This is a genomic window from Streptomyces sp. NPDC002754 (genome assembly GCF_053592315.1).
The window spans coordinates 15,632-28,820 of record NZ_JBSFVM010000042.1 but is presented as its reverse complement, the minus strand read 5'-3'; the positions used below and the strand labels follow the sequence as shown (position 1 = coordinate 28,820).

The 13,189-nt window shown below is 71.3% G+C and carries 12 protein-coding genes; 3 read left to right on the top strand and 9 right to left on the bottom strand.

What is annotated here, in order from left to right:
* Positions 1 to 17: 17 nt before the first annotated feature.
* From ACWD2L_RS38020 to ACWD2L_RS38005, 4 genes are all read right to left on the bottom strand, one after another.
* The gene (locus ACWD2L_RS38020; protein WP_351341688.1) at positions 18 to 1,316 is read right to left on the bottom strand and encodes an alpha/beta hydrolase family protein; all 1,299 of its coding nucleotides are present in this window, start codon (positions 1,314 to 1,316) and stop codon (positions 18 to 20) included.
* Between the two features lie 12 nt (positions 1,317 to 1,328).
* Positions 1,329 to 2,957, bottom strand: coding sequence for an IS200/IS605 family accessory protein TnpB-related protein (locus tag ACWD2L_RS38015; RefSeq protein ID WP_351341686.1), 1,629 nt, complete (start codon positions 2,955 to 2,957; stop codon positions 1,329 to 1,331).
* A gap of 304 nt (positions 2,958 to 3,261) precedes the next feature.
* Positions 3,262 to 4,515 carry an MFS transporter gene (locus ACWD2L_RS38010; RefSeq protein ID WP_351341731.1) on the bottom strand — a complete coding sequence of 418 codons (1,254 nt, stop codon included), beginning with the start codon at positions 4,513 to 4,515 and terminating at the stop codon, positions 3,262 to 3,264.
* A 173-nt stretch (positions 4,516 to 4,688) separates the two neighbouring features.
* On the bottom strand, positions 4,689 to 5,969 hold the full coding sequence (locus tag ACWD2L_RS38005; RefSeq protein ID WP_351341683.1) for an exo-beta-N-acetylmuramidase NamZ family protein: 1,281 nt from the start codon (positions 5,967 to 5,969) through the stop codon (positions 4,689 to 4,691).
* 166 nt (positions 5,970 to 6,135) lie between these two features.
* Between ACWD2L_RS38005 and ACWD2L_RS38000 the strand changes: the two genes are divergently transcribed.
* Together ACWD2L_RS38000 and ACWD2L_RS37995 are read left to right on the top strand one after the other, a co-directional pair.
* Positions 6,136 to 7,806, top strand: coding sequence for a class I adenylate-forming enzyme family protein (locus tag ACWD2L_RS38000; protein WP_351341681.1), 1,671 nt, complete (start codon positions 6,136 to 6,138; stop codon positions 7,804 to 7,806).
* A gap of 148 nt (positions 7,807 to 7,954) precedes the next feature.
* Positions 7,955 to 8,548, top strand: coding sequence for a TetR/AcrR family transcriptional regulator (locus ACWD2L_RS37995; protein ID WP_351341679.1), 594 nt, complete (start codon positions 7,955 to 7,957; stop codon positions 8,546 to 8,548).
* A gap of 78 nt (positions 8,549 to 8,626) precedes the next feature.
* On the opposite strand, the gene ACWD2L_RS37990 is transcribed toward ACWD2L_RS37995, so the two are convergent.
* From ACWD2L_RS37990 to ACWD2L_RS37970, 5 genes are all read right to left on the bottom strand, one after another.
* Positions 8,627 to 9,655: a phosphotransferase family protein gene (locus ACWD2L_RS37990; protein WP_351341677.1), complete on the bottom strand. Its 1,029-nt coding sequence runs from the start codon at positions 9,653 to 9,655 to the stop codon at positions 8,627 to 8,629.
* A 168-nt stretch (positions 9,656 to 9,823) separates the two neighbouring features.
* The gene (locus tag ACWD2L_RS37985) at positions 9,824 to 10,150 is read right to left on the bottom strand and encodes a DUF202 domain-containing protein (RefSeq protein ID WP_351341675.1); all 327 of its coding nucleotides are present in this window, start codon (positions 10,148 to 10,150) and stop codon (positions 9,824 to 9,826) included.
* A complete protein-coding gene (locus tag ACWD2L_RS37980; RefSeq protein ID WP_351341672.1) occupies positions 10,147 to 10,539 on the bottom strand; it encodes a YidH family protein in 393 nt (130 codons plus the stop codon). Before ACWD2L_RS37980 ends, ACWD2L_RS37985 begins: the two co-directional genes overlap by 4 nt.
* 23 nt (positions 10,540 to 10,562) lie before the next feature.
* Positions 10,563 to 11,069 (bottom strand): NUDIX hydrolase, encoded by a 507-nt coding sequence (locus ACWD2L_RS37975; protein WP_351341669.1) that lies wholly within the window; start codon positions 11,067 to 11,069, stop codon positions 10,563 to 10,565.
* Between the two features lie 23 nt (positions 11,070 to 11,092).
* Positions 11,093 to 11,983 carry a DMT family transporter gene (locus ACWD2L_RS37970; RefSeq protein WP_351341728.1) on the bottom strand — a complete coding sequence of 297 codons (891 nt, stop codon included), beginning with the start codon at positions 11,981 to 11,983 and terminating at the stop codon, positions 11,093 to 11,095.
* A gap of 211 nt (positions 11,984 to 12,194) precedes the next feature.
* On the opposite strand from ACWD2L_RS37970, the gene ACWD2L_RS37965 reads away from it, so the two are divergent.
* Positions 12,195 to 13,172, top strand: a complete 978-nt coding sequence (locus ACWD2L_RS37965) for a tetratricopeptide repeat protein (RefSeq protein ID WP_351341666.1) — start codon at positions 12,195 to 12,197, stop codon at positions 13,170 to 13,172.
* Positions 13,173 to 13,189: the final 17 nt, after the last annotated feature.

The window sequence follows — 13,189 nt, the reverse complement described above, 5'->3', positions numbered from 1 at the left end:
AGGTCGCTCATGGAGGCCTACGTAGTGACCCGCCCCGCACCGAGCACCACGCGCGCGAGCTCCGCGTGGCAGATGTCGCTGTGGGCCCCCGAAGGCGGGGGCCCCTCGCGCACCACCTGCGCCACGTCCACGCTCACACAGCCCGCGCCCGGCACCCCGGCCCGCAGCACGTCCGCCAGTGTGAAGCGCACCGCGCCCGCCACTTCCTGGAAGCCGTCGTGCCCGAGCGCGCCCCACCGCTCGCCGAGGTCGACCAGCGTCCTGTCGTCGCCCGCGAGCCGCGACGCCAGCGGGTACATCACGCTCAGCGCGGTGTCGTACCGCGAGAAGCACGCCACCAGCGGGCCGTCCACCCGCGCCTGCCGGCCTTTCAGTGCGCCCCGGCCGGCGAACACGTAGTGCGAGAAGGCGCCCTGAAGGAGCGTCACGGACTTCACGTTGTGGGCGGCCCTCGGCATCCCGGCGAGCGCGAAGGAGACGAGGCGCGCGCCAAAACTGTGCCCCACCAGGTGCACCCGCACCTTCGGCGCCTCCTCGGCGAGCCGCCCGAGCGTAGGGCCGAGCCCGGCCTGGCCGACCTTCCCCGCCCGCCGCTTCATCGCGAAGTACGTGGCCTGGCGCAGCAGTTCGTGCGCTCCCTTCCACGCCTTCGCGAGCCCGCCGGGCAGCTTGAAGGCCGCCGCGGCATCCGGTCCCGCCGCCGTCTCCAGGGCCTCCGCGAACTCCAGGCACATGGCCCTGGTGTCCTCGTGGAGCATCGCGGGCGTGGCGTGCGGACCGCCGTCCTCCGAGGTGTCGGCGCCGGACGCGGTAGGGCCGACCCCGACCAACTGCCGTACGAGGCCGCCGAACTCGTCGAAGGAAGACGCCGCGTCCGACTGTTCCTCCAAACGTCGCGCCAGCAGGTCCACGACGGGCGCACTGCGCGGGAAGGCCTCCATGAGCCCCTGCCGTGTGCCCTTGTCGAGCGTGGTGCGCGGGGCGGCGGCGGCCGTGGTCGAGGCGGCCGACCGGTCGAAGTCCGGGATCGTTTCGTCCGTGAAGCGCATCGACGGCCAGAGCACCCCCACGTAGCCGAGGGAGGCCCGCGGCGCCAGGGCGGGGAACGGCGCGAAGAAGCGGTCGTAGAGGCGGGTCGCGATGGAGCGGTCGTTGTTCCAGCCGTGCGCGAAGACCACCAGATCGCGCACCTGGCGTGCTTCGCGCAGGAGTGTGGCGAGCTGCCGGGGATCCGGATCGCCGTCGGCGTCGAACCTCAGCTCCCAGTAGGGCCGTACATGGACTTCAGGTGCTTGGCGTGGCTTGGGTGCGGACATGTCAAACCGTTCCTATTCAGTGAGCAGGAGTGAGTGTTGGACCCATTCCCGGTCGCTGCGGACATCCCGAACGGTGTTGGGTGTCCTGGTCGCCCGCGTACGCTCCGTGTCCGGTGGCACGGATCGTGTCCGTGGTCCGGGGATGCGGGGGCGGGGTCCTTCACGCCCGGGAACCTCCGATGGGGCCTGGGCGGTCCGATGCCCGCGACGATCGCTCTGGTCGTCGCGGGGCGGTGCCGTCCGTCGCCGGATCGGGTGTCCCTGGGCGCGTCGTCCGATCGCGATGCTCGCCGCATCGTGACCGGTCGTCTTGCGGGTGGTCGTGGTGGTCGGCTTCTTCCAGTGCTGGGTGCCCCAGCGGCTGGTGTAGGCCGCATCCACGGCGATGATCGCGATGCCGGTGGCGTCGGCCATGGACGTCAGCCGGGCCCGCAGCCTGCCGGTGGGCAGGCCGGAGATGAGCTGACGGAACCGCTTTCTGCGGCCGTGTTCCTCGCGGGTCTTCTCCGCCTGGAAGTCGAGGTTCTCAACCGCGATCGCCTTCACGTCGCAGGCCTTCGCCCAGCTCAACAGCCGGGTCAGCGCGTGGCGTACCTGGGCGTCGCGATGGTGCGCGCTGCCGGACAGGTCGTAGGTGAAGCGGCGGGGATCGCCGATCGGGTTGCCGTGCACGTCCAGCCGCCAGGCCGCCAGGTGATCGGCGTTGGTGTCCACCCCGATCACGCCGTGCGCGAGGGCCGCCTCGATCGGCACGGCGGGGGTGGTGGGGTGCTGCCAGGAGGCGGTCACGTACCAGCGTCCGCGCCCGGTGTCGTGGTGGATGCGGTAGGCGACGGCCCGGTTCCCGGCGACCCGGTCCGCCCACTGCGGGCCCCGGTAGGTGAAGTGGGCGCGCCCGTCCAGCACGTAGCGGCCGTGCGGCGCGTTCGCCAGATCGGCGAGCGGGGCGGGCAGTTTGAGGCTGACCTCGCCGTCGGGGGTGATGCGGAGGGTTTCGTTGCCGTGCTTCTTGCCGGATTCGCCGTCCGCCTGGAGGAACGCGCGGGCCGCCTGCCAGCGCCGGCGCCACACTGTTTCGTTCAGTCCGGCGTCGTCGAGGTGGTGGCGGGTGCGGGCCAGCTGCTTGCCGCCGCGCACCACCTGCACGCGTCCGGCCTGCCAGTCGCCGCGCACCCGCTCCAGGCGGTGCTCCAGGGTGTGCAGGCGGCGGGACTTGGCGTGCCACTCCCGCCGCGTCGCATAGCCGCCCGGCGCGTGTTTGGTGCCCTTTGATCCGAGCGGCTGGGCCAGTCGGTGGCGCAGCATCTGCACCCCCGCCTCCAACGACCGAAGGTGGGCCAGCTGGGCGCGCCGGGCCAGCGCCCACTGATCATGCGTCGCCTTCGTGAGAGCACCCGCCCACCGCGACGACGACCGCGCGGTCAACTCCCGCTTGCGCACCGCCCACGCCTCGCCCGAGTGTTCCAGGCCCTGCGCGCAGCGCACCGCCAGATCCCCGCCCGCCAGCGCCCCCAGATGCGCACCCACCCGCTCCAGTACCGCCACATCCCGCGTGGACAGCCCCTTCAGCCGGGTCCGCACCGCCACCCCCGAGGGACCCGCCACCACGAACGGCGCCACCAACTCCCGCAACCTGCACACCACTTCACCCCCAATGCGCCTTCAGGCAACCCGACACCCCACCCAACGACCCACCACCCACAAGATCACCCATTCGACCCACAAACCCACGTTCCCCCCCGCCCCGACACCACACAATCAAGCCCCCCCTCACTCTCAGCGCCCACTCCCGCACGCCAGAACCCACTCACGCACACTCCACGGCCAACAGCTCGAACCCCGTGGGAGGCGTCGCGCAGCCTTCGTGCTGTGCCGCGCATCGTCCCGCCGTACCCGGGGGTTGGCCAGATGTTCAGCCGTCAATTGGCGCCAAATGGCGGACGCGTCAGGCGAGTTGACGCTCTTTCGTCTCCGGAAGGGCCAGCACGCACAGCAGTGACACGACCGCCATGGCGCTGACGTACCAGCCCACCGACGAAGAGCCGAGCGCGCTCTGCAGCCGCGTCGCGATGAGCGGGGAGACGGCGCCGCCGAGGACGCCGCCCAGGTTGTACGCGAAGGAGGCACCGGAGTAGCGCACCTTCGCCCCGAACAGCTCCGGCAGATACGCGCCCATCGGCCCGTACACGACACCCATGCAGAACAGGGCGCCGCCGAGCGCGAGCGCGATGAGCACCGGCTTCTCGGTGTCCATCAGCGGGAACAGGGCCAGGCCCCAGACGACAGCGAGGCTCGAACCGATGAGCACCATCTTGCGGCGGCCGCCCGCGTCGGATCGTGTCGCCGCGAGCCAGGTGCCGGCCGCGAGGAACAGGCAGGCCACGAGTGACACGGCGAGCATCGTGGAGCGCGGGATGCCGAGCGTCGTGGTGCCGTAGGCGAGGCAGTACGTCGTGGCGGTGTAGAAGAGCCCGTACGCGATGATCATGCCGCCGGCGCCGAGCACGATCTCCTTTGGGTGGCGCTTGAAGACCTCGAACGCCGGCGCCTTGCTGGCCTCCTGTTCCGCCATCACCTTGGCGAAGACCGGCGTCTCGCTGATCTTCAGACGGACGAACAGGCCGACCGCCACGAGCAGGAACGACAGCAGGAACGGGATGCGCCAGCCCCACGACTTGAAGGCCTCGTCCGAGAGGGACTCGGAGAGCAGCCAGAAGATGCCGGTGGCGGCGAAGAAGCCCACGGACGGGCCGAGTTGCGGGAACGCCGCGAACAGTCCGCGTTTGCCCTTCGGCGCGTGCTCCACGGCGAGCAGCGCGGCCCCGCCCCACTCGCCGCCGAGACCCACGCCCTGAAGGAAGCGGAGCAGCACGAGGAGGATCGGCGCCCACAGACCGAGCGTGCTGTACCCGGGCAGCAGGCCGACGCAGGCCGTCGACAGGCCCATCAGGAGCAGCGAGGCCACCAGCACCGACTTGCGGCCGATCCGGTCGCCGAAGTGGCCGAAGATCAGCGAGCCGATCGGGCGGGCCGCGAACGCGACGGCGTACGTCGAGAACGAGGCGAGGGTGGCGTTGATCGGGGTGAGGTTCGGGAAGAACGCGGCGTTGAGGACGAGCGCGGCGGCCGTTCCGTAGACGTAGAAGTCGTAGAACTCGATGGCCGTGCCGATGAAGCTGGCCACGGCCACGCGGCGCAGGCTCTCCGAGCTTTCTGGCTCGGCGGCCTGCGCCGGTTCCGCCTCGGCGAGGTCGTCCCTGGTTGAGTCATCTTTGAGCACGAGCGAACTCTGATTGTCCGTGTACTGCCCAGTCAATGTTCCGGGACGGGCGTCCCGGATCCCGAGACGCCCTCAGACCCCTTCCGCAGCGGTCACTTGTACGTCAGGTACGCGCGCCGTACGCGCCGGAACGCTGCCAGCTCCTCCTGCCACGCCCCGACGATCTCGTCCGTGGACGCGCCCGCGTCGACCATCGTGCGCACGCGCGTGGAGCCGGTGAGGCGGTCGATCGCGTTGTCGGGTCGCCAGCCGAAGTCCTTCCAGGACTTCTTGGCCGTCACCAGGAGGCCGATGCCGGTGCGCACGGGCTCGAACGCCTCGCGGTCGTCGACGTGGATCTGGACGCCGCCGATCGTCTTGCCCTGGAACTTGGAGAACGTCGGGGCGAAGTACGCCTCCCTGAAGTGCACGCCGGGCAGGGCGAGTTCATTGGCCGCGGCCGCCCACTTCGCGTCGATGCCCTCCGCGCCGAGGAGTTCGAAGGGGCGGGTGGTGCCGCGGCCCTCGGAGAGCAGCGTGCCCTCGAACATGCAGGTGCCGGAGTAGACGAGGGCCGTGTCGGGCGTCGGCATGTTGGGGCTCGGCGGCACCCACGGCAGGCCCGACGCGTCGTAGAAGTCGCGCCGCTTCCAGCCGCTCATCAGCACCGTCTCCAGCTCGACGGGGTGCTCCAGATACTCGGCGTTGAAAAGGCGGGCCAGCTCGGTGACGGTCATGCCGTGCGCCTGCGCGATCTCGCGGCGGCCGACGAAACTCGCGAACTTCCGGTCCAGGATGGGCCCGTAGGCGTTCCGCCCGGTCACCGGGTTCGGGCGGTCGAGCACCACGAACTTCTTCCCCGCTAGCTGGGCCGCCTCCATGCAGTCGTAGAGCGTCCAGATGTACGTGTAGAAGCGCGCGCCCACGTCCTGGATGTCGAAGACGATCGTGTCGACGCCGGACTCCGTGAAGATGTCGGCGAGCGCCTGACCACTCTTCAAGTACGTGTCGTAGACGGGGAGTTTGGTCGCCGGGTCCTCGCTCTTGCCCTCGGAGCCGCCCGCCTGCGCCGTGCCGCGGAAGCCGTGCTCGGGCCCGAACACGGCCCTCAGGTCGACCTGCTCGTCGGCGTGCATCACGTCGACGATGTGCTGTACGTCGCGGGTGACACCGGTCGGGTTGGTGACCATGCCGACCTTCTGGCCCGCGAGCAGCGCGTAGCCGCTGTCCACAAGGCGCTCGAAGCCGGTGCGAAGGCGGGGACCGCCGATGCCGGGGCCGCCGACACCGGGACCGTCGATGCCGGGTGCGGCGCTCGCCGTCGCGCCGCTGACGCCCAGGCCACCCGCGACGCCCGCACTCGCCGCGAGCAGCCCTCGTCTCGACACGTTCATGGATGAACCTCCGTGATCTTCGGGACTGGCATGCCCACGCACGCTAGTCGCGGAATCCGCCCCACGGAACGAACCGACACCACGAAGCTCTTCCGCAGCGACATACCGACTGGTTAGTCTGCCCGGCAGGCCAGAGCTTTCGGGGAGCGTTCGAAGGAGAACGATGGTGCACGATTCGCAGGGACAGTCCGCTTCGATCTACGAGGCCAGGCCCTGGCTCGGCGTCCTCAACGACGCGCAGAAGGCCCCGATCACCCCGGCCGCCACCGTCGTGCACGCCTTCGCCGACGCGGTGCGCCGCGCCCCGGACAGCACAGCCCTCGCCTACTTCGACGGCCGCCTCTCGTACGCCGACGTGGACGCGCTCTCCGACTCCGTGGCCGGTCACCTCGCCGCCCGCGGCCTGGAGCGCGGTGAGCGTGTCGCGATCATGCTGCAGAACTCGCCGCACTTCGTGCTCGCGCTGCTGGGCGCGTTCAAGGCGGGCGCGATCGTGGTCCCGGTGAACCCGATGTACAAGGCGGGGGAAGTGGGGCACGTCCTGCGCGACGCCGAGGTGACCGGGCTCGTCTGCTCGGACCGCGCCTGGGAGTCGTATCTGCGCGAGACGGCGGCCGACTCTCCCGTACGCATCGCGTTGACCGCTTGCGAGCTGGACCTCCAGACGCGCGGCGACGAGCGGGTGCTGAACTTCGAGCGGGTCGAACCGGCGGCGTCGGACGCCGACGATCTCGTCGCGGTCGCGCACGCGGGACACAAGGCGCCGGACGGGCGTGAACTCGACGGCGACGACATCGCGCTGATCAGCTATACGTCGGGCACCAGCGGCGCCCCGAAGGGCGCCACCAACCTGCACCGCAACATCACCTTCAACGCGGAGCGCCAGCGCACCGGCCTGGGCCTGCCCGAAGGGTCCGTCTACTTCGCGCTCGCGCCGCTGTTCCACATCACCGGCATGGTCTGCGAGCTCGTCGCCTCCTTCGCGAACGCGGGCACGCTCGCGCTCGCCTACCGCTTCGAGCCGGGCGTCGTCCTCGACGCGTTCACCGAGCACCGGCCCGCGTACACGGTCGGCCCCTCGACGGCCTTCATGGCGCTCGGCGCGCAGCCGCAGGCCACGCGTGAGCACTTCGCGTCGTTCCACTCGATCTCCTCGGGCGGCGCGCCCGTGCCGCCCGCCCTGGTGGAGAAGTTCCGCGACTCCTTCGGCCCGTACATCCACAACGGCTACGGGCTCACCGAGTGCACGGCGCCCTGTGCGTCCGTGCCGCCGGGCGTCGAGGCGCCGGTCGACCCCGCCTCGGGGACGCTCGCGGTGGGGGTGCCGGGGCCCGACTCGGTGGTCCGCATCATCGACGACCACGGCAACGACGTGCCCTTCGGGGAGAACGGCGAGATCGCGGTGCGCGGCCCGCAGGTCGTGCCCGGGTACTGGCGCCGCCCCGAGGCAACGGAAGAGGGCTTCCCCGGCGGGGAGCTGCGTACCGGCGACATCGGCTTCATGGACGAGGACGGCTGGCTGTACGTCGTCGACCGCAAGAAGGACATGATCAACGCGTCCGGCTTCAAGGTGTGGCCCCGCGAGGTCGAGGACGTCCTCTACAGCCACCCCGCCGTGCGCGAGGCCGCGGTCGTCGGCATCCCCGATTCCTACCGCGGCGAGAGCGTGAAGGCCTACGTGAGCCTGCGCCCGGGGGCCCAGGCCAGCCCCGAGGAGCTGTCCGCCTACTGCAAGGAACGCCTCGCCGCGTACAAGTACCCGCGCGAGGTGGAAGTCCTCGGCGACCTTCCGAAGACGGCAAGCGGAAAGATTCTTCGCAGGGAGTTGCGCTCGTGAGGCGTGGCGATGGTGGAAGTCCTCGGCGACCTTCCGCCGTGTCGATCAGCGGGCTCCGCCCGCGGGCAGCAAGTGGGAAGATCCTCCGGCGGGAACTGCGTTCCCCGTCAGTACAAGGCTGAGAACTACGGAAAGGCAGGTGGCGGCAGTGCCCAGGACGACCGACGGCGACGGCACGCCCGTCCCGCAAAGGCTCCTCGCGGCCGCCACCCGGCTGTTCGCCGACCGTGGCTACGACCGGACGTCGGTGCAGGAGATCGTGGAGGCGGCGGGCGTCACGAAGGGCGCCCTTTACCACTACTTCGGCTCGAAGGACGATCTGCTGCACGAGGTGTACGCGCGCGTGCTGCGCCTCCAGCAGGAGCGGCTCGACGCGTTCGCCGACCGGGACGAGCCGGTGGAGAAGCGGCTGCGAGGCGCGGCGGCCGACGTGGTGGTGACCACCATCGACAACCTCGACGACGCGTCGATCTTCTTCCGCTCGATGCACCATCTGAGCCCGGAGAAGAACAAGCAGGTGCGGGCCGAGCGGCGGCGGTACCACGAGCGGTTCCGGGCGCTGATCGAGGAGGGGCAGAAGGCCGGCGTCTTCACCACCGAGACGCCGGCCGACCTGGTGGTCGACTACCACTTCGGCTCGATCCACCACCTGTCCACGTGGTACCGCCCCGACGGGCCGCTGACCCCGCAGCAGTTGGCGGACCAGCTGGCCGACCTTCTGCTGCGGGCGCTGCGGCCGTAACTTCGGCGGGCCCGGTCCTACGCCGCGGGGCTCTGCCCCGGACCCCGCTGCTCAATCGCCGCAGGGGCTTGAAGTGGCTCAGCCCTGCTTGAGGGTGCCGAGGCCGTGGTCGATGAAGACCGGGACCAGTTCGCCGATCCGGTCGAAGCCCGCGCCGACGGTCTGGCCGAGCGTGTAGCGGTAGTGGATGCCCTCGAGGATCACGGCCAGCTTGAACCAGGCGAACGCGGTGTACCAGGCGATCGCCGACACATCGCGCCCCGACCGCTCGGCATAGCGCTCGATCAGCTCGGCGGGGGAGGGGTGTCCCGCGGCCTCGGCGGTCGTGGAGATCGGCGAGCCGGGCATGTCCAGCTTGGCGCTGTACATCGCCAGCAGACCCACGTCCGTCAGCGGGTCGCCGAGCGTCGACATCTCCCAGTCGAGGATCGCCTTGATCCGGTCGACCCCATCGGGGTCCTGCCGTACGAGCACGTTGTCGAGCCGGTAGTCGCCGTGCACGATCGTCGGCGCGGGCGAGGCCGGCAGCTCACGGCCGAGCGCCGCCTGCAACTCGTCGATCCCCGGGAGTTCACGGTTGCGGGAGGCGTCCAGCTGCTTGCCCCAGCGGCGCAACTGCCGGTCGAGGAATCCATCGGGCCGCCCGAAGTCGCCGAGCCCGACCGCGGCGGGGTCCACCGCGTGCAGATCGACCAGCGTGTCCACGAGCCCGAGCACCGCGGCGCGCGTGCGCTCCGGCCCGAGCGGCGCGAGCTCCTGCGCGGTGCGGTACGGCGTGCCGTCCACGAACTCCATGACGTAGAACGGCGCCCCGACGACGTTCTCGTCCTCGCACAGCAGCACCGGCTCCGGCACCGGCACGTTCGTGGGGTGCAGCCCCGCGATCACCCGGTGCTCGCGCTTCATGTCGTGCGCGGTCGCGAGCACGTGCCCGAGCGGTGGCCTGCGCACCACCCACTTCGAGGCGCCGTCGTCGACCGCGTACGTCAGATTGGAACGCCCCCCCTCGATGAGCCGCCCGGTCAGTGGCCCGGTGACCAGGCCGGGGCGCTCCCGGTCGAGATGGGCGCGCAGCTGGTCGAGGTCGAGGCCAGGGGGGTGACTCATCGCGGTCCTCCGAGGATCCGGGCTGTATCCGGGCAACAGTGGCTGCCATCATGCCGACCAGTCGGTATGGCGTCCAGGGGCTCTCACAAACGTGATCGTTCTTACGGCGAACGGGGCGGAACGGGGCGTGGCCCTTCCGGTGGTCGCCGACGACGGGATCCCGCGCCCTCACACGATGAGTACCGCCGCGCACACCGTGATCGCCACCGTGCACAGCGCGGCGGCCGCCGCCTGGCGCCGGGTCAGCACCGGCGGCGCGGCCTCGTTGCGGGCGAGGCCGGTGATCCGCTGGTGGGCGACCGCCACGAAGCCCAGCCACAGCAGCAGGCACAGCGCCGTGGCCGCGAACCGCCCCGGTCCGACGCCGCTGTTCAGCGTCGCCTTCACCGCGAGCACCGCTGCGACCGAGCCCGACAGCGTCGTACGCCGCCACGCGAGCCGCGTCCGGGCGGGCTGAAGCCCGGGGTCGCGCACGGGCGCGTCCGTCCCGCTCACCCCTCCCACCCCACGAACACGATGACGACCATGGCCACCGAGACGAGCGCCACCACCACACCGAGCACCGCGGGGAACCTCGACACCGGCAGGTCCTCGCCGCGCCGCATCGCCAGCTCGCAGCGCACCCAGTGCCCAACGGCCCGCAGCGAGCACAGCGCGCCCGCTGCGAGCAGTGCGAGCGCGAGCCCGACGCGCCAGCCCCAGCGCAGGTCCGGCAGGAACTGGTCCACCGCGAAACCGCCACCGATCAGCGCGAGCGCGGTGCGCACCCACGCAAGGAAGGTGCGCTCGTTGGCGAGCGAGAAGCGGTAGTCGGGAGTGTCACCCTCTTCTCTGACCCGCTCCGGCGCGAACCAGAGACGGATACTGCGTACAAATTCGATCACTCGCGGCACATTACCCGTGCGTTTTACCCGTGCGTTTTCCACCGCTCGTACGCCGCGAGCCCGTCGGGCGTCCAGTCCCACTCGCCGATCCGCCGCTCTAGTTCGTCGGGGCTCAGGAACGCGTGCCAGTCGATCTCCTCGACCTGCGGGCGCACCGGCAGATCGAAGGTGACCTCGTAGACGGACGACCACCAGGACTGCCCCGCGTCGCCCTCGTACAGGAACGTGAACAGCGGTGTGGGCCGCGGGAGTCCGCTCACCCCCAGCTCCTCCTCCGCCTCGCGCAGCGCCGCCTCGTCGTACGTCTCGCCTGCGCCGACCACTCCGCCGACGAACATGTCGTGGTGGGAGGGGAAGACGAGTTTGGTGGGGGTGCGGCGGTGCACGAAGATGTCGCCGGCCGGGTTCCTGGCGAGGATGAACGCGCACCGGTGGCGCAGGTGCTTCGCGTAGGCCTCGCCGCGCGGCGCCTGCCCGATCACGCGGTCCTGCTCGTCGACGATGTCGAGGATTTCCTCAGCGGGATTCATGAACCGCAGGCTAAGGGGGACGGCTAAAGCGGTGCCTCCACCCGGTCCCGCCCGCACGCCGCGGCGCCCGGCATCGCGGGGTGCAGCCCGAGCAGGACGACGCCGGCCACGATTCCGGCCAGGCCCACCGCCTCCCACGCGAGCGCCCCCGTGTCCATCCGCAGCCGGTCGCCCAGGAAGCCCACGCCGCACGCGATCCCGGCCAGCGGCTGCGCCGCGGTCAGCGCGGGCAGCGACATCCGCAGCGGCGCCGTCTCGAACGCGCTCTGCACCAGGACGAGCCCCGTGACCCCCAGCACCAGCACCGCGTACGGCTGCCAGCCGGTGAACAGCTCCGGCCAGCCGCCCGCGGAGAACCGCTGACCGCTCACCCGCGTCAACGCGTCCTGCACCCCGTACAGCAGGCCCGCCGCCACCCCGAGAAGTGCGGGGCCCGCGGTCAGCCGGGAGCGCCTCGCGAGGGCCGCGAGGAGCAGCGCCCCGCCGACCATCACGCCGATGATCAGCCAGTGCCGCAGCGGATCGGTGACCGCGCTGCCACCCCGCGGCTGCCCGGCGACGATGAACGCCGTGACGCCGCCCGCGAGCAGCAGCAGCCCCGCCCAGCCCTGCCGGCCGAGCGGCGATCTCGTCTGACGGCGGGAGAGCAGCAGGGCGAAGAGGAGGTTCGTGGCGAGCAGCGGCTCGACGAGGGTCACCTCGCCCTTGCCGAGGGCCAGCGCGCCGAGCACCATCCCGCACACCATCAGGCCGATCCCGCCGAGCCAGCGCGGTACGCGCACCAGGTCGAGCAGCAGCCGGGGTGAGAGGAAGTCGCTGAGCGGGGCCCGCGCCGCCGCGTTCTGCTGGAGGACGAAACCGATGCCCAGACAGAACGCCGCGCTCACGGAGAGGACGAGGACGACAACCGACACCCTGTCGACGATAGCGGCCCGCGCGGCCACCCGCGCGCGAGCGAGCGACGCCTTCCGCTTGCGCGCCGAACTCACCTGCGTTTTCGACGAGTTGGTGAAGTGCGTCACCGGCCGACCTTGACGCGGACACCTCCGTACCGGTTTGCTGTGCTTGATCATCGATTTGCCGTCCACTCACCCACATCTGAACAGCCGTAAGGACCCCGCCGCGGTGCCCCCACCCCCGCCTCCGCTCGGGCGCTCCCGCAAGAAGCCCGCGCACATCCCGCCCTTCGGCGATCCCGCGCTCGACGACACCGAGCTCGTCGCGGCGCGCTCCGCTCTCGCCCGCGGCCGCTGGACCGAGGTCAGATCCCTGCTCCGCGCCACCGGCAGCGACTGGGACCTGCGCGGCCACCGCGTCCTCGGCCTCGCCGGCGAACCCACGGCCAACGTCTGGGCCCGCGACTGGCTGCTCGCCGAACCCGACTCCACCGACGCGGTCGTGCTGCTCGCCTGCGCGGGCGTGCTGCGTGCCGTCGAGGGCCGCGACCGCCCGGAGAAGGCGCGCGACGCGTGCGCGCGGGCGGCGGAGCTCGTGCCCGACGATCCGACGCCGCTGCTCGGGCTGATGCTCCTGGAGCGGGAGTTGGGGAGCGAGGAGGACGTCGTGCGGCTCTTCGACGAGGTACGCCTGCGGCATCCCGGACACCACCACGCACACCACCTGATGGTTGCGCGGCTCGCCGAGCGGCGGGCCGACGTCGGGCAGGACCCGATGCACGAGGTGTACGACTTCGCGTCCTGGGCCGGTGAACAGGTCACGCCGGACTCGCCGTTGGCGCTGCTCCCGGTCGTCGCGCACGCCGAGCGCTACCGGGTGCTCGCCCGCGTGGGTGTGCTCTCCGACGACCCGAAGGCGTCCGGGCACTGGTCGGGGCGGCGCGCCCGGCTCGTCCTGAAGGCCGCGTTCGACTGGTGGCTGGAGTGGGGAGCCGCGCGTGAGCCGGCCGGTGCCTCGCACCCGCGCGGCCGCATCGACCTCAACTACCTTGCGCACGCGAAGTACTGCGAGGGCCGCCCCGCCGAGGCGGCCGCCCTGTTCCACCGGATCGGCCGGTACAGCACACCGCACCCCTGGTCGTACCCGGACCGGGACCCGTACGAAGCGTTCCGGGTCGCGCGCGGCGCCGCGCTCGGCTCGGCGTAGAGATTCACCGCCCAAGC